This window comes from Rhodovulum sp. DZ06, from assembly GCF_050586345.1.
GTDB lineage: Bacteria > Pseudomonadota > Alphaproteobacteria > Rhodobacterales > Rhodobacteraceae > JBOCEF01.
In genome coordinates this window covers 66,187-87,897 of record NZ_JBOCEF010000010.1, presented here as the reverse complement: position 1 = coordinate 87,897, position 21,711 = coordinate 66,187, and the positions used below count along the sequence as shown (strand labels likewise).

General features: G+C 73.1%; 19 protein-coding genes. 7 read left to right on the top strand and 12 right to left on the bottom strand.

Annotation, left to right across the window (positions count from 1 at the left end; all coding sequences use genetic code 11):
- Positions 1-35: 35 nt before the first annotated feature.
- From rodA to ACQ5SO_RS06985, 6 genes are all read right to left on the bottom strand, one after another.
- Positions 36-1,178, bottom strand: coding sequence for a rod shape-determining protein RodA (gene rodA / locus ACQ5SO_RS07010; RefSeq protein WP_430940872.1), 1,143 nt, complete (start codon positions 1,176-1,178; stop codon positions 36-38).
- Positions 1,179-1,188: 10 nt separating this feature from the next.
- Positions 1,189-3,219: a penicillin-binding protein 2 gene (gene mrdA / locus ACQ5SO_RS07005; protein ID WP_430940871.1), complete on the bottom strand. Its 2,031-nt coding sequence runs from the start codon at positions 3,217-3,219 to the stop codon at positions 1,189-1,191.
- Positions 3,216-3,788, bottom strand: coding sequence for a hypothetical protein (locus tag ACQ5SO_RS07000; protein WP_430940870.1), 573 nt, complete (start codon positions 3,786-3,788; stop codon positions 3,216-3,218). Before ACQ5SO_RS07000 ends, mrdA begins: the two co-directional genes overlap by 4 nt.
- Entirely contained in the window at positions 3,785-4,723 is a 939-nt protein-coding gene (mreC, locus tag ACQ5SO_RS06995; RefSeq protein WP_430940869.1) for a rod shape-determining protein MreC, read from the bottom strand. Before mreC ends, ACQ5SO_RS07000 begins: the two co-directional genes overlap by 4 nt.
- Before the next feature lie 269 nt (positions 4,724-4,992).
- Entirely contained in the window at positions 4,993-6,534 is a 1,542-nt protein-coding gene (locus ACQ5SO_RS06990) for a methyl-accepting chemotaxis protein (RefSeq protein WP_430940868.1), read from the bottom strand.
- A gap of 135 nt (positions 6,535-6,669) precedes the next feature.
- Positions 6,670-7,710, bottom strand: coding sequence for a rod shape-determining protein (locus ACQ5SO_RS06985; RefSeq protein WP_430940867.1), 1,041 nt, complete (start codon positions 7,708-7,710; stop codon positions 6,670-6,672).
- 300 nt (positions 7,711-8,010) lie between these two features.
- Between ACQ5SO_RS06985 and ACQ5SO_RS06980 the strand changes: the two genes are divergently transcribed.
- On the top strand, positions 8,011-9,039 hold the full coding sequence (locus ACQ5SO_RS06980) for an NAD(P)H-dependent glycerol-3-phosphate dehydrogenase (protein WP_430940866.1): 1,029 nt from the start codon (positions 8,011-8,013) through the stop codon (positions 9,037-9,039).
- Positions 9,040-9,148: 109 nt separating this feature from the next.
- On the opposite strand, the gene ACQ5SO_RS06975 is transcribed toward ACQ5SO_RS06980, so the two are convergent.
- From ACQ5SO_RS06975 to gloB, 3 genes are all read right to left on the bottom strand, one after another.
- Positions 9,149-9,349 carry a PLDc N-terminal domain-containing protein gene (locus tag ACQ5SO_RS06975; RefSeq protein ID WP_430940865.1) on the bottom strand — a complete coding sequence of 67 codons (201 nt, stop codon included), beginning with the start codon at positions 9,347-9,349 and terminating at the stop codon, positions 9,149-9,151.
- Between the two features lie 248 nt (positions 9,350-9,597).
- Positions 9,598-10,539, bottom strand: a complete 942-nt coding sequence (locus ACQ5SO_RS06970; RefSeq protein ID WP_430940864.1) for a type IV pili methyl-accepting chemotaxis transducer N-terminal domain-containing protein — start codon at positions 10,537-10,539, stop codon at positions 9,598-9,600.
- A 506-nt stretch (positions 10,540-11,045) separates the two neighbouring features.
- Positions 11,046-11,801, bottom strand: coding sequence for a hydroxyacylglutathione hydrolase (gene gloB, locus ACQ5SO_RS06965; protein ID WP_430940863.1), 756 nt, complete (start codon positions 11,799-11,801; stop codon positions 11,046-11,048).
- A 103-nt stretch (positions 11,802-11,904) separates the two neighbouring features.
- On the opposite strand from gloB, the gene ACQ5SO_RS06960 reads away from it, so the two are divergent.
- The gene (locus ACQ5SO_RS06960) at positions 11,905-12,672 is read left to right on the top strand and encodes a class I SAM-dependent methyltransferase (RefSeq protein ID WP_430940862.1); all 768 of its coding nucleotides are present in this window, start codon (positions 11,905-11,907) and stop codon (positions 12,670-12,672) included.
- Positions 12,673-12,724: 52 nt separating this feature from the next.
- Here ACQ5SO_RS06960 and ACQ5SO_RS06955 read toward each other — a convergent pair whose 3' ends face one another.
- Both ACQ5SO_RS06955 and ACQ5SO_RS06950 read right to left on the bottom strand, forming a co-directional pair.
- Positions 12,725-13,249 (bottom strand): DUF2799 domain-containing protein, encoded by a 525-nt coding sequence (locus ACQ5SO_RS06955; protein WP_430940861.1) that lies wholly within the window; start codon positions 13,247-13,249, stop codon positions 12,725-12,727.
- Positions 13,240-13,809 (bottom strand): DUF2799 domain-containing protein, encoded by a 570-nt coding sequence (locus ACQ5SO_RS06950; RefSeq protein WP_430940860.1) that lies wholly within the window; start codon positions 13,807-13,809, stop codon positions 13,240-13,242. Before ACQ5SO_RS06950 ends, ACQ5SO_RS06955 begins: the two co-directional genes overlap by 10 nt.
- 292 nt (positions 13,810-14,101) lie before the next feature.
- Between ACQ5SO_RS06950 and ACQ5SO_RS06945 the strand changes: the two genes are divergently transcribed.
- Positions 14,102-14,908, top strand: a complete 807-nt coding sequence (locus tag ACQ5SO_RS06945) for a crotonase/enoyl-CoA hydratase family protein (RefSeq protein WP_430940859.1) — start codon at positions 14,102-14,104, stop codon at positions 14,906-14,908.
- Positions 14,909-15,106: 198 nt separating this feature from the next.
- Positions 15,107-15,847, top strand: coding sequence for an SDR family oxidoreductase (locus ACQ5SO_RS06940; protein ID WP_430940858.1), 741 nt, complete (start codon positions 15,107-15,109; stop codon positions 15,845-15,847).
- A 697-nt stretch (positions 15,848-16,544) separates the two neighbouring features.
- Here ACQ5SO_RS06940 and parC read toward each other — a convergent pair.
- Positions 16,545-18,932: a DNA topoisomerase IV subunit A gene (parC, locus tag ACQ5SO_RS06935; RefSeq protein ID WP_430940857.1), complete on the bottom strand. Its 2,388-nt coding sequence runs from the start codon at positions 18,930-18,932 to the stop codon at positions 16,545-16,547.
- Between the two features lie 705 nt (positions 18,933-19,637).
- Here parC and ACQ5SO_RS06930 point away from each other — a divergent pair.
- From ACQ5SO_RS06930 to ACQ5SO_RS06920, 3 genes are all read left to right on the top strand, one after another.
- A complete protein-coding gene (locus ACQ5SO_RS06930; protein WP_430940856.1) occupies positions 19,638-20,483 on the top strand; it encodes an SDR family NAD(P)-dependent oxidoreductase in 846 nt (281 codons plus the stop codon).
- A gap of 244 nt (positions 20,484-20,727) precedes the next feature.
- Positions 20,728-20,931 (top strand): twin transmembrane helix small protein, encoded by a 204-nt coding sequence (locus tag ACQ5SO_RS06925; protein WP_430940855.1) that lies wholly within the window; start codon positions 20,728-20,730, stop codon positions 20,929-20,931.
- A gap of 110 nt (positions 20,932-21,041) precedes the next feature.
- Positions 21,042-21,614 (top strand): cob(I)yrinic acid a,c-diamide adenosyltransferase, encoded by a 573-nt coding sequence (locus ACQ5SO_RS06920; RefSeq protein ID WP_430940854.1) that lies wholly within the window; start codon positions 21,042-21,044, stop codon positions 21,612-21,614.
- The last annotated feature ends 97 nt before the right edge of the window (positions 21,615-21,711 follow it).

Here is a 21,711-nt window from a genome sequence, read left to right as displayed (position 1 = left end):
GGAGGGCAGGGCGCGGGGCGGTGGGGACGCGCCCCTCAGCCCTGCCGCGGGCGGTGGACATGGGCCGACTGGATCAGCCCGAAGGCCAGCAGCAGCACCAGCAGCGCCGAGCCGCCATAGCTGACCAGCGGCAGCGGCACGCCGACGACGGGCGCCAGCCCCATCACCATCGCCATGTTCACCGCGAAGAAGAAGAAGAACGTCGCCGTCAGCCCGCCGGTCATCAGCGCCCCGAACCGGTTGCGGTTGGAGATCATGGAGATCGTGCAGAACAGGATGATCAGCCCGTAGAGCCCCAGCAGCGTCGCCGTGCCCGCGAAGCCGAACTGCTCGGCCAGCGCGGTGAAGATGAAGTCGGTGTGGGATTCCGGCAAAAAGTCGAGCCGCGCCTGCGTCCCTTGCATGAAGCCGCGCCCCGACACCCCTCCCGAGCCGAAGGCGATCTTCGACTGGGTGATGTGATAGCCCGCCCCCAGCGGGTCCTTGGACGGGTCGAGGAACACGTCGATGCGCCGGAACTGGTAGTCCTTGATGATCTGCCAGTCCGTCCCGCGGCTTTCGAACACCGCCCAGACGAGGCCCGCGGCGGAGCCGCCCGCGACGATGAAATACCAGATCGAGACGCCCGCCAGCCACATCACCACCACGCCGCCCCCGGCCAGCAGCAGCGCGGTCCCGAGGTCGGGCTGTTTCAGCACCAGCAGCATCGGCACGGCGATCAGCAAGAGCGGCGGGATCAGCCACAACGGGTGCGAGACCCGGTCCCGCCCGAGCCAGTCGTAATACCGCGCCAGCGCCATCACGAGGGCGATCTTCATCACCTCGGAGGGCTGCAATTGCATGAACCCGACATCGATCCAGCGCTGCGCGCCCATGCCGGTGACGCCCGCGACCTCCACCGCCACCAGCAGCCCGAGGCCGACCAGGTAGGCGATCGGCGTCAGCGCCCGCCAGACCTTCACATGCACCATCGCCACCACGGCCATCACCGCCATGCCCATGGCGAAGCGCACCATCTGGCGGCTGGCCCAGGGGTCCCAGTCGCCCCCGGCGACCGAGTACAGCATCAGGAACCCGACCCCGCAGACGGCCGAGACCAGGATCGCCACGGCCCAGTGGAAGCGCAGCACCTTCTGCACGAGGCCGAGCGGCTTTTCATCCGCCTGGTAATAGCTCATGCCCGCCCCCTCATGCCCGGCGCGGCCCGCGCGGCGGGGCCTCGCCCGGCGGCGCGTCCGGCGCGCTCACGGGGGCGGCGTCCGGCGCGGGGCCCTCGCCGCCGCCCTCGCCCGCCGCGCCCGCGGGCCGGTCCGGCCGCGGGGCGGGGGGGCGCATCCGCTCCTCCATGATCTCGCGGCGCTCCTCGGGCGGATAGGCGGCCAGGGGCGGAAGCTCGCCCCACAGCGCGCGCATCATCAGGTCGCGCGCGATCGGCGCCGCGGCGGTGGACCCGCCGCCGCCATGCTCGACCACCACCGCGCAGGCGTATTTCGGCTTGTCATAGGGCGCGTAGCTGACGAACAGCGCGTGGTCGCGCCGCTCCCACGGCAGGTCCTCGTTGCGGATCACGCCCGCGGCGCGCTCGGCCTTGGTGATGCGGCGCACCTGGCTGGTGCCGGTCTTGCCCGCCATCCGGTTCGCCTCGTCGGCGATGCGGCTCTTGCGCGCCGTGCCGCGGCGCGAATTGACCACCGAGTTCATGCCCTCGCGCACCATCCGCAGGTGCGCCGGGTTGACGTCGAGCGGCGGCGCGACCGGGTCGGGCAGCGGCAGCCCCCTGCGCCCGCGGACCAGGCGCGGGCTGACGGCCCGGCCGGTCGCGATCCGCGCGGTCATCACCGCCAGCTGCAGCGGCGTGGCCAGCACGTAGCCCTGGCCGATCCCGGCATTGAGGCTGTCGCCGATCAGCCAGGCCTGGTCATGCGCGCGCCTCTTCCACGCCCTGGTCGGCGTCAGCCCCGACCGGACCGCGGGCAGGGGCAGGTCGTGCGGCACGCCGATGCCGAGCCGGTTGGCCATGTCCGAGATCGCGTCGATCCCGACCCGCTTGGCGATTTCGTAATAGAACACGTCGCAGGACTGCTCGAGGCTCTGGTCCAGGTCCACGTGCCCGTGCCCGCCGCGCCGCCAGCAATGGAAATAGCGGTCGCCGAGCTTGTAGCGCCCGTTGCAGAACACCTTCTCGGCCGGGTCCAGCACCCCGGCCTCCAGCGCCGCCAGCGCGACCACCATCTTGAAGGTCGAGCCCGGCGGGTACTGCCCCGACACGGTCTTGTTGGCCAGCGGCCGGTAGGGATCGTCCAGCAGCGCCTTCCAGTTCTTCGAGGAGATGCCGAACACGAACTGGTTCGGCTCGAACCCCGGGGAGGAGGCGAGCAGCACCACGTCCCCCGTCTCGGTGTCGAGGATCACCGCCGCCGCGCTCTCGCCGTTCAACCGCTCCATCGCGTAATGCTGAAGGTCGAGATCGACGGTCAGCTGAAGGTCCTCGCCCGGGTCGCCCTCCTTGCGGTCGAGCTCGCGGATCACGCGGCCGAGGGCGTTGACCTCGATCCGGCTCGCCCCCTCGGCGCCGCGCAGGGCGGTCTCCTGGCGCAGCTCCACCCCCGACTTGCCGATCTGGAAATCGGGGATCTGGAGCAGCGGCGTGCGGCCGCCATCGGCCTCCAGCTCGCGCTCGTTCACCCGGCCGACATAGCCGACGATATGCGCGAAATCCTGCCCCTCGGGGTAGAAGCGCGTCAGGCCGGCCTCGACCTCCACCCCCGGCAGGGCGGGGGCGTTGACGGCGACGCGGGCGAAATCCTCCCACTCCAGGTGCTCGGCCACGGTCACGGGCACGAAGGCCGACTTGCGCCGCATCTCGGTCAGCGCCCGCTCGCGCTCGCGCTCGGATATGGGGATCAGGCGGGCGAGCCGGTCGAGCACCGCCTCCGGGTCCCGCGCCCGCTCGCGGATCATCGCGACGCGGTAATTGGAGCGGTTCTCGGCCAGGGGGCGCCCGTTGCGGTCGAAGATGCGCCCGCGCGCGGGGGGCAGGAGGCGGATGTTGATCCGGTTCTCCTCGGCCAGCAGCAGGAATTCATGGGACTGCTCGACCTGCAGCTGGCGCATGCGCCAGGCCAGCAGGCCCATCATCCCGGTCTGCGCCCCGAGCAGCAGCAGCCCGCGGCGGGTCAGCCGCCGGTCCTTGGTGGATTTGCGTTTGCCGAAGGTCACAGCAGCCTCCTGCGCGCATCGTCATCGGCGGCGGCGGGGCGGCGGATGCGCAGGCCGTAGCGCATCAGCGCCGCCACCACCGGCAGCGCGGCCATCGTCGCCAGCCAGCGCGGCGCCAGGGCCGAAAGCGGCGGCGTCCCGGCGAAGCTGAGCTTCAGGAGCAGCCACGGGACCAGCAGCGTGGCGGCGGCGGCCAGCGCGGCGGCGGCCAGGTCGGACATCGGCGCGGGCCGGTCCTGGAACCGGGCCTGGGCCTTCAGCGCCTCGATCGAGAGCGCCAGCGCCAGCGCCTCGGCCCCCGTGGCGCCGCCGACCGCGAAGTCGCGCAGCAGCGCGAAGCCGAACACCGCCGGGACCGGCAGCGCGTCGGGCCGCGCCGTGGCGGTCCAGGCCAGGGCGCAGAACACCAGGTCGGGCGCGGGCCAGGCGCCGGGCGCGAGGCCCAGCGGCGCCATCTGCACCAGCAGGGCGGCCAGCACGGCCAGCGTGACGGCGGCAAGGGTCGCCAACCGCTCGGCCACCCCCGCCAGCCCGGGCGGCGAGGGGCGCGGAACGCCGGGGCGGCTCATCGCGCGGCCCCCTCGACGATGGGCGCATCGGGGTCTTCCGGTGCCGGTTCGGGCGCCTCGGCGGGCGCCTCCGGCTCGGCCCCCACCAGCCCGCCCTCCTGGTCGAGGGCCGTGTCCGGCTCGTAGCGCATCACCCGCACGAATTCGAGCCGCGGCAGGTCGGCGGCCAGCAGCACCCGCGGCTGCGCCCCGGGCCCGAGCAGCGCCGCCCCGACCGGCAGGTCCGGCGGGAACACCTTGCCGTCGCCCGAGGTCACCACGCGGTCGCCCGGCGACACCCCCTCGGGCGCCTCGAGGAATTCGAGCCGCGGGGCCGAGGCGCCGTCCCCGGTCAGGATCGCGCGCCGCCCCGAGGGGCGGATGATGACGGGCACGCGGCTGGAATAATCGGTCACGAACAGCACCCGCGCGGCGTGGCGGCCAAGGCCCACGACCCGGCCCACGAGGCCGGCGCCGTCCATCACCGCCGCGCCGTCCCTGACCCCGTCGGCCGAGCCCACATTCGCAAGGCCGGTCTGCAGGAACGGCCCGCCGGAATCAGCGATCACCTCTCCGGTCACGAACCCGGCCGAGGGCGCCAGCCGCACGTTGTTCAGCGCCCGCAGCCGCGCGTTCTCCTGCTCGAGCTGCTGGGCCGCCTCGCGCCAGGCATGGAGGCGCTGGATCTCGCGGCGCAGCTCGGCGTTCTGCTCATAGACGCGGGTGAAGTTCTGGAAATCGGTGACCATGTCCGAGGCGAACCGGGCCGGGCGGTTGGTCCATTCCATGGCGGGGGCGAGGCCGTCCACCACCTGCATCCGGATCGCCTCGGCCCGCGGGTTGTCGAGCCGCCAGAGCGCGAACAGCGCGAGGCAGAGGAGGCTCAGCGCGAAGACGAGGATGCGGCCGACGGCGCGGCGCATCTCCTCGGCGCGGGCGGTGCGATCCTGGGACATGGGCGAATGGTGACTCGGGCCGATGGCGGGGGCAAGGCGCGGGTTATGCCACGGGGCGCGAATGGGGGCGAGTCCGGCGCGGCGCCGTCGGGCGGGACGGGGCGCCGAAACGCGAACCGGGTTTGACCGTGCGCCGCGGCGGGGTCACGTCAAGGGGGGCGCTCCGGTTCCCCGGAAAGAAGATCCGCCATGCGACGGCGCCGCGCCTTCTTTTCCTCCTGGCCGCTGCTGGGCGCCTGGGCGGCGGGCGGACAAGGAGCGGCGGCCTCTCACCCCGCCCTGCGCATCGGCGCCGCCGCGCCGCCGCCATCCACCCGGAACACCCGCACCAGCTCCTCGAGCTGGTCCGACGCGCCGCGCAGCTGCGCCGCCTCGGCCGCGCTGCTCTCCACCAGCCGCGCCGTGTCCTGGGTCAGGCGGTCCACCTCGTCCACCGACCCGGCGATGGCCGCCAGGTTGTCCGCCTGCTGCCGCGTCGCCGAGGAGATCGAGCGCACCGCCGCCTTCACCTCCTGGATCGAGCTCGCCAGCGCGTCCAGCGCCGACTTGGTGTCGCCCGCCTGGGCCACGCCGCGGGCGACCTCCTGCTCCGAACTCGCGATCAGCTCGCGGATGTCCTTGGCCGAATCGGAGGCCCGCTGCGCGAGGTTGCGCACCTCGGACGCGACCACCGCGAAGCCCTTCCCGGCCTCGCCCGCCCGCGCCGCCTCGACCGCCGCGTTCAGCGCCAGAAGGTTGGTCTGGAACGCGATCCCGTCGATCAGCGTCACGATGTCGGCGATCCGCCGCGCCCCGTCCTCGATCCGGCCCATCGAGGCGAGGTTCGCCTCGATCGCTTCGTGCGTCTGGGCCGCGCGGGCCGAGGCGGTGTCGGCCAGCTGCGCGGCCTGGTCGGCGGCCGCGGCGTTGGCGCGGGTGTAGTCGTTCAGCTCCGCCATCCCGGCGCTGGTCTCCTCCAGCGAGGCGGCCTGGCTCGAAGCGCGGGTGGAGATGTCGGCGGCGCCCGCGGCGATCTCCCCCGCGCGGAACTGGATGTCGGCGGCGGCGGTCTTCACCTGGTCGACCAGGCTGCGCAGCGCGCCGGCGGACTGGTTGAAATCATCGCGCAGGCGGCCGAGATCGCCGCCATGTTCGGCCCTCAGCGCGGCCGACAGGTCGCCCTCGGCCAGCGCGTGCATGGCCTTGCCGACGGAGCCGATCACCTCCTGCGTCGTGGCGAAGAGGGCGTTGAGCCGCTCGGCGATGCTGTCGAGCCGCGGGTCGCCGAAGCGCCGGTCGACCCGGGCCGAGAGGTCGCCCGCCGCCGCCCGACCCGCCACGTCGCCGATCGCCTCGGCCAGTTCCGCCGTCAGGGCGTCGCGATGGGCGCGGCCCTCGGCCTCCATCTTCTCGAAGAAGGCGCTCACCGGCTTGAGCGTGTCGCCGAGGGTGGCGAGCTGGATGACCCGCAGCGCGGGCAGGGGATCGCCCTCGAACCGCTTGCGGCAGCGGTAATAGGCGCGCGTCATCTCGTACTGAAAATCGTGGTAGCCGATCATGTATTGCTGCCAGCTGATCCCCGAGGCCATGATCTGGGGGACGAGCTTGGCCATGATCTCGAGGTAAGGGGCGCCGAGTTCGCCGCGCATGATCAGGTGGAACTTGGCGCGCTCCAGCGCCACCACCTCGTCCGGCAGGCCGTCCATGGGGACGCCGAGGACGTGATGGTAGACGGTGCGGATCCCTTCCTCGAAATACGGGTCCATGCGCGTGGCCAGGGACTTGCCCAGCTCCGTCCACTCCGCCTGCCAGCGTGCCGCGATCGCGTCCATGTCCCTGCGCCCCCGAATGTCTTCAGCCATCGGGCCGACACATAGCGGCGAAGGGTCAATGAAGTGCTGAAAGGGGTGAATGCGAAGGGCCGCCCCTGGCGGGGACGGCCCTTGCGCCTCGCGGATCGCGGCGCGTCAGTCCTTGTAGCTCAAGATATGCAGCAGGTCCTTCTCGTGCTCCAGCGCCTTGCCGGTGCCGAGCGCGACGCAGGAGAGCGGGTCCTCGGCCACGGTGATCGCCAGCCCCGTCTGCTCGCGCAGCGCAAGGTCGAGATCGCCGAGCAGCGCGCCGCCGCCGGTCAGCATCACGCCGCGGTCCACGATGTCGGCGGCGAGATCCGGGGGCGTCGCCTCCAGCGCGCTCATCACCGCTTCCTTGATCTGCATGACGGGTTCCGCCAGCGCCTCGGCGATCTGGGCCTGGGTGACCTCGATCTCCTTCGGGATGCCGTTCAGAAGGTCGCGCCCGCGGATGTCCATCGACATGCCGCGCCCGTCGGCGGGCATCCGCGCCGTGCCGATGGTGGTCTTGATCCGCTCGGCCGTCGCCTCGCCGATCAGGATGTTCTGCTGGCGGCGCAGGAAGGAGATGATCGCCTCGTCCATCTTGTCGCCGCCGACGCGGACGGAGCGCGCATAGACGATGTCGCCCAGCGACAGGACGGCGACCTCGGTGGTGCCGCCGCCGATATCGACGACCATCGAGCCGGTGGCCTCGGTGATCGGCATCCCCGCGCCGATGGCGGCGGCGATGGGTTCGGGGATCAGCGCGGCCTTGGAGGCGCCCGCCTTCATCACCGAATCGCGGATCGCGCGTTCTTCCACCGGGGTCGCGCCATAGGGCACGCAGACGATCACCTTGGGCGAGATCCAGGACTTGCGCTTCTGGGCCTTGCGGATGAAGTGCTTGATCATCTCCTCGGCCACTTCGAAATCGGCGATGACGCCGTCCCGCATGGGCCGAATGGCCTGGATCGAGCCGGGGGTGCGGCCAAGCATGAGCTTGGCGTCCTCGCCGACCTCGAGCACGTCCTTCTTGCCGTCCTTGGTCGCGAAGGCCACCACCGACGGCTCGTTCAACACGATGCCCCGGCCCTTGACGTAGACGAGCGTGTTCGCCGTCCCGAGGTCGATGGCCATGTCGGAGGAGAAGGCGCCGAAAAGTCTGCCGAACATCTGCGTTTCCGTGCTGCCGCGGGACGGGGGCCCGGGCGCCGGGCCCGCTGGGGCTCTTCGGCGCTTATAGGTTCCCGCGCGGGGCGGCGCAAACGGTGTTTCCGCGGCGGATCGCGGCGGCGCGGCGGCGAAGGCGGCGAAACCGGGGCGCGGGCGGGGCGCGGGCGGGCTTCGGCAAGTCTTGACCATGTTTCGCTTCGCTGCCCCGCGCCCCTCGCCTCCAGCCGCCGCGCGGGGTAGGAGGGGGCGCAACGCCCCTCGCGCCCCCCAGGGCGGCGCCTGAGCCCGGAGGATCCGCGCATGGCCCAACCCGCCGCCATCGACCGCGTCGCAATCATCGGCGCCGGGGCCTGGGGCACCGCGCTCGCCATCCTCGCCGCCCGCGCGGGGCGCGAGACGCGGCTGCTCGCCCGCAGCCGCGCCCACGCGGTGGAGATGCAGGACCTGCGCGAAAACGCCCGCCGCCTGCCGGGCCGCGCCTTCCCGGAGGGCCTGTCGGTCACCGATGATGCGGAGGAGGCGCTGGCCGGGGCGCAGGCGGTGCTCCTGGTCACCCCCTCGCAGACGCTGCGCGAGACCTGCGCGCGCCTCCACCCCCATGCCGCGCCGGACGCGCTGCTGATCGCCTGCGCCAAGGGGGTTGAGCGGGGGACGGGCCTGCTGATGACCCAGGTGGCGGAGCAGGCCGCGCCGGGGCGCGACGTCGCCGCCCTCTCGGGGCCGTCCTTCGCCGGAGAGGCCGCGGACGGCCTGCCCACCGCCGTGCTGATCGCCTGCGCGCAGGTCGCGCGGGCGCGGGCCGCCTGCGCCGCCCTCGCCCATGGCGCCTTCCGGCCCTATGCGGGCGGCGACGCGGTGGGGGCGGAGCTGGGGGGCGCCGCCAAGAACGTCATCGCCATCGCCTGCGGGGCGGCCGAGGGGCTCGGCCTCGGGGCCAATGCCCGCGCCGCGCTGGTGTCCCGCGGGCTGGCCGAGATCGGGGCGCTGGGCGCGGCCATGGGCGCGCGGCCCGAAACCGTGGCGGGGCTGGCGGGGCTCGGGGATCTCGTGCTGACCTGCACCTCGCCGCGGTCGCGCAACATGTCCTTCGGCATCGCCCTCGGGCAGGCCGGGAGCATGGCGGCGCTGGCCGAGGCGCGCGGGGCCCTCGGAGAAGGGGGCGCGCCGCTGGCCGAGGGGGCCGAGAACGCCGCCTCGGTCACCGATCTCGCCCGCGCGCACGGCGTCGAGATGCCGATCTGCGAGACGGTGCGCGCGGTGCTCGAGGGCCGGTTCGACCTGGGCGAGGCCATCGCCGCGCTGATGGCCCGGCCGCTGCGGGTGGAATAAGCGCCCCACACCTGCCGGAACGCGAAACGGGCGGCCCCCGGGGGACCGCCCGCCTGTGATCCCAGGAGTGCGCGCGGCGCCTGCGGCGCCGATCCGCCCCCCGCCTGGCTCAGACCCGGCCGCGGGGGCCGAACAGCAGCCACAGGATGAAGCCGAGCAGCGGCAGGAACAGGATCAGCAGCACCCACAGCACCTTGCCCCCGGTCGAGGCCCCGGAGTTCACCACCGAGATGATCGCCCAGATGTCGAGGGCCAGAAGGATCAGGCCGCCGATGCCCATCGGCGCGCCGCCAAGAAAACCATTGCCCATGATCTGTCGCTCCTTGCTTTGAAATTCGCTTTCGTGACGTGGGATGAGCTAGCGCCGTAAACGCGAAGTCAAGAAATCGACCCGCGGGACGTCGCGTCAGGAGAGAAGACGCGGGCGCGGGCCGCGCCGGTCCGGCGGGGCGGCGTTCCGGCCGCAAAAGCGAAAGGGGCGCGCCGTCCCCGGCGCGCCCCTCGCATTTCTCCGCGCGATGCCGCCGCGCGCCCGGGGGGCGCCGCGGCGGTCCGCGATCAGGCGTTCTCGTAGAGGAACACCGCCTCGTTCATGGTCTTCAGCAGCGGGTCGTTCTGCGCCGCCACCTTGGCCAGCTCGCCCAGCGTCGGCTGCCCCGAGGCGGCGACCGAATCCACCACCGGCTTGAACGATGTCCACAGCGCGCGGACCTCGCGCAGCTTGGCGTCCACCTCCTCGGTCGGCGGCTTGATGATCGACACCGTCGGCAGCCCGTCGATCAGCGCGGTCAGCGACAGGTCGAACAGCCGGATGGTGTTGGCCAGCGCCTCCTTCGTCTCCTCCGGGTTCATCCCGAGGGCGCAGAGCGCGACCTCCTTCGACATCTTCTGGCTCAGCATCCGCTGGCGCCCGGAGACGTTGATGGCGATGGCGAGGCCGAGCGAGATCGAGTTGTTGCCATAGGCGGTCTCGAACTCCTTCACCGCGGCGTTCATGGTCACCAGCACCGGGCCGTTGAGGCGGGCGATGGCGTCCATGTCGGCCTCGGTCACCGCGCCGCTCTCGATCGCGTGCTTCACCGCGGCGCCGTAGCCGTACCAGAGGCCCTCGACCACGTTCAGCGCCTCGACCACCTTCGCGTCGCCCTCGGGGGTCAGGCCCTGGTCGGCATTGCCGTGATGCAGGCCCTTGAGGGTGACGTCGAACAGCTCGTACGCGCCCTTCATCATCTCGAGGTGCCGCTCCGGCTCGATCCCGAGGCGCACGAAGGCGGCGGCCTTGGCCATGCGCTGGCTCAGCATCCGCTGGCGGCCGGCGAGGTTGATCTTGCGCTTGGCGGCCTGGGCGTCGGCCGCGGCCTGCGCGGGGTCCGGCGCCTCCTTGATGATGACCTTCGCGGCATGGGCGGCCGGGGCCGAAAGGGCCAGCGCGGCGCCGCCCGCGATCACGTCGCGGCGCGCGAGGCGAAGCGCCGTGGGCTTGGAGGTCAGGTCGGTCATTTTCGGTACGCTCCCGAAGTCTTCGGTGAATGACGATGCACGCCGCGTCACGCATCGCCCTTCCCCAGGCGACCGGCGTTGGTCACGTTTCCGGCGGTTAAGAAATTGTGTCGCGCGAAAACGTAAACAGGAGATTACTGATTGGCGGTTGGACTGCAACGCGGGCCGCCGCGGGTGCGTCTCTTTTTCCCTGCAGGGCGGCGGGGTGCGACAGTATTATGAATATTTCTTCAGCAAATGTGCATCAAAAATGCCTGAATTTTGGCAGTCCCGGAATCCGGCCGCCGGGATTCAGGTGCGCTGAAGCGAAAATCCGGGCGCGCCGCGGCCGAAGTCCCGCGTGGGTAGAATCACCTCCACGTGCATCGTCCACGGATCGGAGACGATCCGCGGTTGCATGCAGGCGGGGCGACGGGGGCGAGGGGCCGCGCCGGACGGGCGCGGGGAACGGGGGCCGGGCGGCGCGGGCAGGGCGCGGGGCCCTGCCGCTAACGTCAGCCTGCGGCTCAGAAATCGTCCTTGCGGCGGCGCACCTCGGCGAAGACCGCGGCGTCGTCGGCTTCGGGCAGGCCCACCGCCGCCTTCACCTCGGGGGCCGAGGCGCGCAGGAAGGGGTTGGTCGCCAGCTCCTCGGACAGCGCGACCGGCATCACCGCCTCGCCGCTCTCCTTGCGGGCGATCCGGTCCTTCAGCGCCGCGTTGTCGCCGTCGACCGAAAGGGCGAACCGGGCGTTGGCGTCGAAATAGTCATGGCCAGAATAGATCAGCGTGTCGCCGGGCAGGGCGGCGAGGCGCGAGAGGCTGTCCCACATCTGCGCCGCCGTCCCCTCGAACAGCCGCCCGCAGCCGAGCGCCATCAGGCTGTCGGCGGTGAAGGCGGCCTTGGCGCCGGGGAAGTGGAAGGCGATGTGGCCGACGGTGTGGCCGTAGACCTCGATCACCTCGGCGTCCTGGGCGCCGACCTTCACCACGTCGCCGCCGACCACGGGCTGGTCCAGCTTCGGCAGGCGGCGCGCATCCGCCGCGGCGCCGATCACCTTCGCGCCGTAGCGGTCCACCAGCGGCCCCACGGCCTCCACGTGGTCGCCGTGGTGATGGGTCAGAAGCACCAGGTCGAGGCGTCCGCCCGCGGCCTCGATCGAGTCGATCAGCGGCCCGGCCTCGGGCGCGTCGACCACGGCCCAGACGTCCGCCTCCGTCTCGTGCAGCAGGTAGCCGTAATTGTCGCTCCGGCACGGGATGATCTGGATCTCGAGGGCCATCTGTCTCTCCCTGTGGCTCCCGCCGCTCGCGATGCGCCTTCCGGCCTGCGGGGGGCTTCTGTTAGGTTTCCCGGAACGATGTCCGAACCGGCAGGCAGGCGCAATGCATCTCGACGTGACCGATCTGCGGCAGTTCTATTACCGCACCCAGCTGGGGCGGGCGGTCCAGCGGTCGATCCAGGGCGCGGTCCGGGGGCTGTGGGACGACGTCTCGGGGCTGTCGCTGGTGGGCTACGGCTTCGCCGCCCCGTTCCTGCGCCCGATGATGGCCGAGGCGGAGCGCACCGTCTGCCTGATGCCAGGGCCCCAGGGCGTGTGCCGCTGGCCCGCCGAGGGGCCCAACGTGTCGGTTCTGACCGAGGAGACGTTCTGGCCGCTGCCCGCGGGCTTCGCCGACCGGATGATCGTCGCCCATGGCCTCGAGAGCTGCGAGCGCCCCTCGGCGCTGCTGGACGAGATCCACCGCGTGCTGGCCCCCGGCGGGCGGGCGATCTTCATCGCCCCGAACCGGTCCGGCGTCTGGGCGCGGCGCGACATCACCCCGTTCGGCTATGGCCGGCCCTATTCCTCGGGGCAGCTGGAGCGGCTGCTGGTGCAGCATGACTTCCAGGTGGAGCGGCGCGAGGCCGCCCTCTGGGGCCCGCCCAGCCACCGGCGCTTCTGGCTAAAGACCAACCGGATGTGGGAGCGGCTGGGGCGCAGGATCGGCGCCGACCGGCTGGCGGGCGCGGTGATCGTCGAGGCGACGCGGGCCTGGGCGCTGCCGCGGCGCGGCACGCCCGAGCGCGCGCGCTCGCCGCTCGGGGTGCTCGAGGGGCTGGCGGGCACGACCAAGCCGGTCACAGGGCGCCACCAGCCCGGGCGGGGCTGAGGGCGCGCGCCGGGCGCCCCCCCTTCCTCCCGGCGGGGCGCCCTTGCGCGCGTCACTCGGCGGCGGGCGCGGCGTCCAGGACCGCGCGAAGGCGGGCCTCGTTCTGGTCGTGCAGGTAGGCGAGCCGGTCCTCCAGCATCCGCACCCGCGCCATCGCCATCGCGAAGCCGAACGGGTGGAGGGCGTCGTCATACGGCGCCTCGTGCGCGTCGCGGATCTCGACCCGCAGCCAGTGCTCGTCGAGCCCCGCGCGGTAGAGGTCGCGATGCGCGCCCCCGCAGACCGTGCCGAAGGGGCGGGCGCGGCGGCCGCGCTCCAGCGCCGCGCGGGGGCTGCAGAAGGCGGCGCGCCCCTCGGCCAGCCCGTCCAGGAAGGCGGGCCGCGCGTCGGGCCCGGCGGGGGCGCCGGCGGCGGTGCAGGCGGCGGCGCGGGTCTCGTAGCGGTCATCCGCCAGCCCCGCGGCGCCGTCCGCGGCGCCCGCGGCGCGCCAGTCGGCGGGGCAGTCCGCCGCGGGCGTCTGCACGCAGCCCGCAAGCCCGGCCAGCAGCAGCGCGCCCGCGCAGATCCTCAGAACCATAGCCCGATCCCCAATCCCGTGCTGATCCGCCCGCCCGAGCCGATGCCGATCCCGATCGAGGGCCGCAGGGTCGGCGTGGGCAGGCCGAGCAGGCCGTCATCCGCGGCGTCCCGCTCCGCCGCGCCCCCGGCGGCGTCGCCGTCCACGGCCCGGCCCGCGGCCCGCGGCGCCATCCCCGCGGCCCCGAGGGCGTAGCCTTCGGAGAACCGCGCCCCGAGCGCCCCGGGGCAGGAGAGGGTCGGCGTCAGGCCCGCCCGCCCCAGCCGCGCGCCGTTCTCGGCCGTGCAGTACAGCCCGACGCCCTCGGCATGGCCCGACAGGGCGGCGTCGAGCAGCGCGGGCGTCCCTTCTGCGCAGGCCGACAGCCGCGCCTCGGCCTCGGCCGCCGGCACGCCCGAGGCCCCGAGGACCAGCCCCGCGTCGCGCCAGGCCGCGGGGGCGGGCGCGGCGGGGCAGCTTCCCGGCGGCGGCGGCGCGGGCGGGGCGCCGGGCGCGGTGCAGGCGGCGGCCCCGGCGGCGGCGAGGACGAGGAGCAGGGGAAGGCGAATCGGGTGTCTCATGCCCCCGATCCTGCACCCGAAACGCGGCGGGCGCGCGGCGCCCGCGGTCACGCCGCCGTGTGGGGCGGCGTGTGGGGCGGCGAAGGGCGCGGCGCGGGGGGGGCGGCGAGGGGGGCGCCGCAGCGTTCCCCTTGCGCCGCCGGGGCGCTGCGGTCAGGCTGCGCCCGGACCGCCCTGCGAAAGGGCATGCCGCAATCCGCGCGCCGTCCGCGCGCCGCATCCGGGAGGGGCGCGGCCCGCGGGATCCGCACGCAGACATGCAGACGAGACGCTGACAGGGAGAGAGCGCGCCATGAGCGAAGCGCTGACGCTGACCACCATCGAGAACGGCATCGCCGAGATCCGCCTGAACCGGGCCGACAAGATGAACGCCATCACCACCGAGCTGATCGAGGCGATGGCCGAGGCCGCCGCCGCGGTCGCCGCCGACCCCTCGGTGCGCGTGGTGATCCTGTCGGGCGAGGGCCGCGCCTTCTGCGCCGGGCTCGACAAGGGCAATTTCTCGAAGATGGTGCAGGGCGGGCCCGACAGCGTCGGCGGGGGCGACATCATGGACCGCACCCATGGCGCGTCGAACCTGTTCCAGCATGCCGGGATGATGTGGCGCGACCTGCCGGTGCCGGTGATCGCGGCGCTGCACGGGGTGTGCCTCGGCGGGGGCCTCCAGATCGCGCTCGGGGCCGATATCCGCATCGCCGCGCCGGGCACGAAGCTGTCGGTGATGGAGATGAAATGGGGCCTGGTGCCGGACATGTCCGGCATGGTGACCCTGCGCCACCTGGTGCGCGGCGACGTGCTGCGCCGCCTCGTCTACACCGCCGAGGTGCTGGAGGCGGAGGCGGCGCAGCAGCTCGGCCTGGTGACCGAGGTGGCCGAGGACCCGCTGGCCCGCGCCCGCGCCCTCGCCGCCGACATCGCCGGGCGCTCGCCCTCGGCCATGCGCTCGGCCAAGGCGCTGCTGAACATCGCCGAGGGCGATGCGACCGAGGACGAGGTGCTGCTGGCGGAATCTCGCCTGCAGAAGGACCTGATCGGCGCCCCGGACCAGATCGAGACGGTGATGGCGCAGCTCCAGGGGCGTCCGGCGAAATACGCCTGAGCCGTCCCCTCCCCGAAGCCGTCGCCCGCCGGTCCGGGCGCCCGGCTTCGGGGGGGCGGGGGGCTCGCCCCCCGGGCGGGCGGGGGCGCCCGCATCGCCCCCGGTCGCGCGTCGCGCTTGCCCCGCCGCCGCGCTCCGTCGCAGGCTCCTGTCCGATGCGCCCCGTGATGAGGGCGCCGGCACGGGAGGAGACCGGACATGCATGTGATCGTGACGGGCGGCAGCCGCGGCATCGGCGCGGCGGTGGCGCGCGGGGCCGCGGCCCGCGGCTGGGACGTGACGGTGAATTACCTCGGCGCCCGCGAGGCCGCCGAGGCGGTGGCCGCCGAGGTGCGCGCCGCCGGGGCCCGCGCCTGCGTGGTGCAGGGCGACATGGGCCGCGAGGAAGACGTGCTGCGCCTGTTCGACGAGGCGCAGTCCGCCCTCGGCCCCATCGGCGCGGTGGTGATCAACGCGGGCGTGGTGGGCGAGACCTCGGCGCTGGCGGACATGAGCGCCGCGCGCATGAAGAAGATCTTCGACACCAACGTGCTCGGCGCCTTCCTGACGGCGCGCGAGGGGGCGCGGCGCATGTCGCGGTCCCGCGGCGGGTCGGGCGGCGTGATGGTGGTGCTGTCCTCGGCCGCCGCGCGGCTCGGCTCGCCTGGGCAATACGTGGATTACGCGGCCTCCAAGGGGGCGATGGACACCATGGTGAACGGGCTGTCGAAGGAGCTCGGCCCCGAGGGGATCCGGGTGAACGGGGTGCGGCCGGGGATCATCGACACCGACATCCATGCCTCGGGCGGGGAGCCGGACCGCGCGGCGCAGCTCGGCCCCCAGGCGCCGCTGGGGCGCGCGGGCACGGCCGAGGAGACGGCGAACGGCGTGCTCTGGCTGATCTCGGACGAGGCGTCCTATGTCACCGGCGCGCTGCTGGACGTGGCCGGGGGGCGCTGAGGGAGGGGGATGGCGGGGGCTCCGGGCGGCTGCGCCGTCCTTCGGCGGGATGGCGGGGGCTGCCGCCCCCGGAGCCCCCGCTCGAGGGGGCCATGCCCCCTCGAACGCCCCCGATGCGCGTCTGTTGCGCCCGGGACGGTCGGCGGCGGGGCGGGTTTCGGGCGGAGGGATGCTGCTTTGAAGCGCCTGGGGGAGGGCCTCCCCCAGGTCGCCCGCCCAAGCGTCGGTCGGCCTGCACCCGCGTCAAGGACAAGCCCGCTGCGCGGGTCGCTGCGCGATCCTTGACCCGGATGCAGCCCTCCGGCGTCGGGCGGGCGGCGTGCGGGAAGCGGCGGGTTGAGGGGGGGAGGCGGTGCGGGTGTTTCGCGGATCACCGCGGGTGCGCGTGGTTTTCGCCAAGTGCGACCATGCCGTCCGGTGGGGAGAATGACGACCGCCTTGGCCCGCGCCGGACGGGGGAAACGCGATCCGGCGGTCTCCCCCCGCCCCGGGGGGCATTGTCAGGCTTGGTTCGGTGAGGTCCGCGTCGCGTCGCCTTGGCGGGACAGCCGCGCGGCCCGCCTGTCGGGCGTCCATGTCGGCCCGAGGCGCCCCCGCTTTTGCCGGAAGGACCCGGCCCGACGCGCCCCCGCGCCGTCCAGCAAGGGGGTAGGGGGACGGCGCGCAGAGCATGCCTCCCCGCCGTCCCCGACCGGCCTCAGCCCGGGAACTTGTTGTCCCGAGGGAAGCCGCGCGGGGCCATCCATCCGGCGCCGGCGCGCTTCAGCTCCCACTCCCGCAGGTCGTCCGAGGTCACGTGCCGCGTGCGCCCGCCGCCGTCGAGCCATTTCAGCCCGTCCTCACGCTTGAAGGCGATGGCGTCCGAGAGGCCCCCGTCCTTGTACTTCTGCAGCCGCACGCCCTTGCCGCGGCCCAGCTGCGGAAGCTCGTCCAGCCCGAAGACCAGCATCTTGCGGTTCTCGCCGATCACGGCGACGGAATCCGCGCCCTCCGGGATCACCTTCATCAGCGCGGCGGCGGCGGGGGCCTTCACGTTCAGCACCTGCCGACCCGTGCGCGTCTGCGCCACCATGTCGTCGAGCGCGCAGACGAAGCCGTCCCCGGCGGTCGAGGCGACCAGCGCCTTCGCGCCCGGCCTGTGGACCATGAAGGCGAGGATCTGGTCCTCGTTCGGAAGCTCGATCATCAGGCGCACGGGCTCGCCCATGCCGCGCCCGCCGGGCAGCTTGTCGGCGCCCAGCGTGAACACCCGCCCCGCGCCGGACATCAGCAGAAGCTTGTCCGTCGTCTCGGCGTGGAAGGCGAACATCGGGCCGTCGCCATCCTTGAACTTCAGCTCCTGGTCCAGGGCGATATGGCCCTTCATCGCCCGGATCCAGCCCATTTTCGAGCAGACGACCGTGATCGGCTCCCGCTCGATCAGCGCATCCAGCGAGATGTCCTCGAGCTTGGGCGCATCGGCGAAGCCGGTGCGGCGGGCGCCGAGCGGCCAGTCCTCTCCGGCCGCGTCCTTGGCGGCGTTCAGATCGTCGGCGAAGGTGATCCCGCGCAGCTTCTTCGGGGCGCCGAACTTGTCGCGCGTGGCGCGCAGCGCATCGGAAATCCGCGCCCACTGCGCCTCGTCCGAGCCCAGCAGCGCCTCGAGCTCGGCGCGCTCCGCCATCAGCCGGTCGCGCTCGGCCCGCAGCTCCATCTCCTCGAGCCGCCGCAAGGAGCGCAGGCGCATGTTGAGGATCGCCTCGGCCTGCACTTCGTTGAGGCGCAGCGGGGCCCCGGCCTCGCGCGCCTCGATGCCTTCCGGCCACTGCGCCCAGTCCTCGGCCATCAGGCTGGCCTTGGGGTCGTCATCCCAGCGGATGATCTCGATCACCCGGTCGAGGTTCAGGTAGGCGACGATATGGCCTTCCAGGACCTCGAGCCGCCGGGCGATCTTCTCCAGCCGGTGGCGGGAGCGGCGCTGCAGCACGTCGCGCTGGTGGTCGAGCCAGGCGCGCAGCACCTCCGAAAGCCCGCAGACCTTGGGCGTGCGCCCGTCGATCAGCACGTTCATGTTCAAGGACGCGCGGACCTCGAAATCCGTGAGCTTGAACAGCGCGTCCATCAGCAGCGCGGGCTCGACGTTGCGGCTCTTGGGCTCGAGCACGATGCGCACGTCCTCGGCGCTCTCGTCCCGGATGTCGCCGAGGATGGGGAGCTTTTTCGACTGGATCAGGTCGGCGACCTTCTCGATCAGCCGGGACTTGGCGACCTGGTAGGGGATCTCCCGGACCACGATCTGCCACTGGCCGCGGCCGAGATCCTCGCGCTCCCACCGCGCGCGCAGGCGGAAGCCGCCGCGGCCGGTGCGGTAAGCCTCGACGATGCTCTCGCGCGGCTCGACCAGCACGCCGCCGGTGGGGAAATCCGGGCCGGGCATCTTTTCGAGCAGGGTTTCCAGCCGCGCGTCGGGATGTTTGACGAGGTGCAGGGCGGCGTCGATCACCTCCCCTGCATTGTGCGGCGGGATCGAGGTCGCCATGCCCACCGCGATCCCCGCGGCGCCGTTGGCCAGCAGGTTCGGGAAGGCGCCCGGCATGACGATGGGCTCGCGGTCCTCGCCGTCATAGGTCTCGCGGAAGTCGACCGCGTCCTCGTCCAGCCCGTCCATCATCGCCGTGGCGACGTCGGTCATCTTGGCTTCGGTGTAGCGCAGCGAGGCCGGGCCGTCGCCGTCGATATTGCCGAAATTGCCCTGGCCGTTGACCAGCGGGTAGCGGATGGCGAAGTCCTGCGCCAGGCGCACCATCGCGTCGTAGACCGCGGCGTCGCCATGCGGGTGGTACTTGCCGATCACGTCGCCGACGACGCGGGCCGATTTCTTGAAGCCCTGCGCGGGGTCGAGCTTGAGCAGCCGCATGGCCCAGAGGATGCGCCGGTGCACGGGTTTGAGCCCGTCGCGCGCGTCCGGCAGCGCGCGGTGCATGATGGTCGAGAGCGCGTATTGCAAATAGCGATCCCCCAGCGCGCGGCGCAGGGGTTCGGCGAGCACGACGCCGTCCTCGGGGACCTCGTCGCGTGGGGGCTGGGGATCGGTGGTATCTGCCATGGAAACGGTTATGACGCGGCTTTCACGGCGCGTCCAGCGGGCGTGCGCGGGGCGGCGTGGCGAGGGGGCGTCGCGGCGGCGAAATCGGCGGGACGAGGCCGGGATCCGGGGCTGGATCAAGGCGCGACTCGGGCGTTTCTGATCCAATTGCATCGTGATCGGGAGCCAGAGGAGGGCGGACCGATGATGAGGAAGGATTGAAGAACAGCCTGGACGGGCGGGATCGGCGGCGCTGGCGCCGCGGCCCCCGCGTTTCACAGGCTTCGCCGCAGGGTCCGGACCCCCATGACCGCTGGTCGCGGGCGTGGTCCGGGGCCGCGGCGCCACGCTGGCGGCGCCGGCGGGTCAGCCCAGAAAACTCGCCCCGTGCGCCCGGCGTGGAGGATGCGCTCCGGCCGTCCCCTCTGGTCGGGGCGCGGCGGGCTGCGCCGACCTGTTGCGCGCGCGGCTCGCCGGGCGCGCTTCGCGTGGGGACGCGGCGCGCCGGGCTGGCCCGGGGGCACGGAAACCTCCGGGTCCGCTTTCGAGAGCGTGATCCCCTCCGGGGCGCGTTTCGGCCCCCGCGCCCGCCCCTTGGGGCCCGGCGCCGGGCGTCCGCGATGCAGGCGGGCGCGCCGACGGGCCGCGGCGGGCAGGCGTTGACCATCTGCACGGGCCCGGCCGACATGGCCGGGCCGTTTTCATGCGTGGGGGGAGGCGTTTTTCATGACCCGGACCATTCTCATCACCGGCTGTTCCTCTGGCATCGGGCTGGCCACGGCGCGGATGATGCGCGGCCGCGGCTGGCGGGTGTTCGCCTCGTGCCGGAGGGCGGAGGACTGCGCTTCGCTGGCGGCTGAGGGGTTCGAGGCGCCCCTTCTGGACCACGCGGACGAGACGTCGATCGAAGCGGCGCTGGCGGAGGTGCTGGCGGCGACGGGGGGGCGGCTGGACGCGGTCTATGTGAACGGCGCCTATGCCTTGCCCGGCGCGGTGGCGGATGTGCCGCGCGCGGCGCTGCGGGAGATTTTCGAGGCCAATGTCTTCGGCGTGCATGACCTGGTGCGGCGGGTGCTGCCGGTGATGCTGGGGCAGGGGCATGGGCGGATCGTGCTGTGCTCCTCCGTGCTGGGGATCGCGGGGATGCGCTATCGCGGGCCCTACGTGGCGACGAAATTCGCGATGGAGGGGCTGTACGACACCTTGCGGCTGGAACTGATGGACTTGCCGGGCGCGAAGGACATCCACGTGAGCCTGGTGGAGCCGGGGCCGATCGACACGCCGATCCGGGTGAAGTCGATCCCGCATTTCGAGAAGTGGATCGGGTGGGAGGGCTCGGCCTGGCGGGCGGTCTACGAGGCGCAGGTGATCCCGCGGCTGCGGGCGCCGATGCCGCAGAAGCGCGGGCCGGTGGACCTGCCGCCCGAGGCGGTGGCGCGGCGGGTGGTGCATGCCTGCGAGGCCGCGCGCCCGAAGCCGCGGTATTTCGTGACGGTGGCGACCTGGGGGGTGGAGGCGCTGCGGCGGCTGCTGACCACCCGGGCGCGGGACCGGCTGCTGCGCAAGGGGTGACGCGCGGGGGCCCGAGGGGGGCTGGGGGCGCCCGCGCGGGCCGTCGGGCCTGCCGCCCTTCGGGCGCCGGCGGCCCGCCCGCCCGCGCGTGTCCGCGCGTTCCCCCCGGCCCCGCCCCGCGCGGATCGCTTCGGTCCCCGGCGGGTTCGCGCGCGTCCGGGCCCCGACCGCGCGCGATTCCGCCGCGCCGGGAGTCTCCATCTGCGCGCTGGACAACGCGCCCCCCGGCGCTAGGTTCGCGCTCATGAGCAAGATCGTCCTTTTCATCGCGGCCATCGCCTGTTTCGCCGTTCTCCTGGTGCTGCTGTTCGGCGTCGGGAGCTTCGCGAAGGGGGGCGAGTTCAACCGCAAATACGCCAACAAGATCATGCGTCTGCGCATCATCGTGCAGGCCATCGCGGTGGCGCTGATCCTGCTGACGGTGTGGCTGGCCCGCATGGGCGAGTGACGGCGCGCAGGCGACTCCCGCCGCCGGGGGTTTCCCCGCGCGGCGCGCGATCTATCATCCGACCCGGCGCGCGGCCCCCGCGCGCCGTTTGCATGTAGGAGGGCCGCGCCATGGTGGTGCTGAACAAGATCTACACCCGCACCGGCGATGCCGGGCAGACCGCGCTCGGCGACGGGTCCCGCGTCGGCAAGGCCTCGGCCCGGGTCGAAGCCTATGGCACGGTGGACGAGACCAACAGCACGGTCGGCATGGCGCGGCTGCACGCGCAGGGCGACGCGGATGCGGCGCTGGCGCGGATCCAGAACGATTTGTTCGATCTCGGCGCCGACCTGTGCACGCCGGACCTCGAGAAGGACGGCGAGCGCGAGTATCCGCCGCTGCGGATGGTGGAGAGCCAGGTGGACCGGCTCGAGGCCGAGATCGACGCGATGACGGCGCGGCTCGAGCCCCTGCGCAGCTTCATCCTGCCGGGCGGCACGGCGCTGGCGGCGCATCTGCACCTGTGCCGGACAGTGAGCCGCCGGGCGGAGCGGCTGTGCGTCGAGCTGTCGGGGCAGGAGGGGGTGAACCCCCATGCGCTCAAGTACCTGAACCGGCTGTCGGACTGGTTCTTCTGCGCGGCGCGCATCGCCAATGACGAGGGGCGGGCCGACGTGCTGTGGACGCCGGGGGCGAACCGCTGAGGGGCGGGGCGAAGGCTGAGGCACCGGGAGAGACGGAGAAAGGCCGCGCCATGGGGCGCGGCCTTTTGAGTTTGCGCGCGGGCGCGCGCGGCGGGGG

Excerpts from the sequence above, each read along its gene's own strand:
- rodA (WP_430940872.1), bottom strand. The coding sequence starts at position 1,178 with ATGAGCTATTACCAGGCGGATGAAAAGCCGCTCGGCCTCGTGCAGAAG.
- ACQ5SO_RS07000 (WP_430940870.1), bottom strand. The coding sequence starts at position 3,788 with ATGAGCCGCCCCGGCGTTCCGCGCCCCTCGCCGCCCGGGCTGGCGGGG.
- mreC (WP_430940869.1), bottom strand. The coding sequence starts at position 4,723 with ATGTCCCAGGATCGCACCGCCCGCGCCGAGGAGATGCGCCGCGCCGTC.
- ACQ5SO_RS06990 (WP_430940868.1), bottom strand. The coding sequence starts at position 6,534 with ATGGACGCGATCGCGGCACGCTGGCAGGCGGAGTGGACGGAGCTGGGC.
- ACQ5SO_RS06985 (WP_430940867.1), bottom strand. The coding sequence starts at position 7,710 with ATGTTCGGCAGACTTTTCGGCGCCTTCTCCTCCGACATGGCCATCGAC.
- ACQ5SO_RS06980 (WP_430940866.1), top strand. The coding sequence starts at position 8,011 with ATGGCCCAACCCGCCGCCATCGACCGCGTCGCAATCATCGGCGCCGGG.
- ACQ5SO_RS06975 (WP_430940865.1), bottom strand. The coding sequence starts at position 9,349 with ATGGGCAATGGTTTTCTTGGCGGCGCGCCGATGGGCATCGGCGGCCTG.
- ACQ5SO_RS06970 (WP_430940864.1), bottom strand. The coding sequence starts at position 10,539 with ATGACCGACCTGACCTCCAAGCCCACGGCGCTTCGCCTCGCGCGCCGC.
- gloB (WP_430940863.1), bottom strand. The coding sequence starts at position 11,801 with ATGGCCCTCGAGATCCAGATCATCCCGTGCCGGAGCGACAATTACGGC.
- ACQ5SO_RS06960 (WP_430940862.1), top strand. The coding sequence starts at position 11,905 with ATGCATCTCGACGTGACCGATCTGCGGCAGTTCTATTACCGCACCCAG.
- ACQ5SO_RS06955 (WP_430940861.1), bottom strand. The coding sequence starts at position 13,249 with ATGGTTCTGAGGATCTGCGCGGGCGCGCTGCTGCTGGCCGGGCTTGCG.
- ACQ5SO_RS06950 (WP_430940860.1), bottom strand. The coding sequence starts at position 13,809 with ATGAGACACCCGATTCGCCTTCCCCTGCTCCTCGTCCTCGCCGCCGCC.
- ACQ5SO_RS06945 (WP_430940859.1), top strand. The coding sequence starts at position 14,102 with ATGAGCGAAGCGCTGACGCTGACCACCATCGAGAACGGCATCGCCGAG.
- ACQ5SO_RS06940 (WP_430940858.1), top strand. The coding sequence starts at position 15,107 with ATGCATGTGATCGTGACGGGCGGCAGCCGCGGCATCGGCGCGGCGGTG.
- parC (WP_430940857.1), bottom strand. The coding sequence starts at position 18,932 with ATGGCAGATACCACCGATCCCCAGCCCCCACGCGACGAGGTCCCCGAG.
- ACQ5SO_RS06930 (WP_430940856.1), top strand. The coding sequence starts at position 19,638 with ATGACCCGGACCATTCTCATCACCGGCTGTTCCTCTGGCATCGGGCTG.
- ACQ5SO_RS06925 (WP_430940855.1), top strand. The coding sequence starts at position 20,728 with ATGAGCAAGATCGTCCTTTTCATCGCGGCCATCGCCTGTTTCGCCGTT.
- ACQ5SO_RS06920 (WP_430940854.1), top strand. The coding sequence starts at position 21,042 with ATGGTGGTGCTGAACAAGATCTACACCCGCACCGGCGATGCCGGGCAG.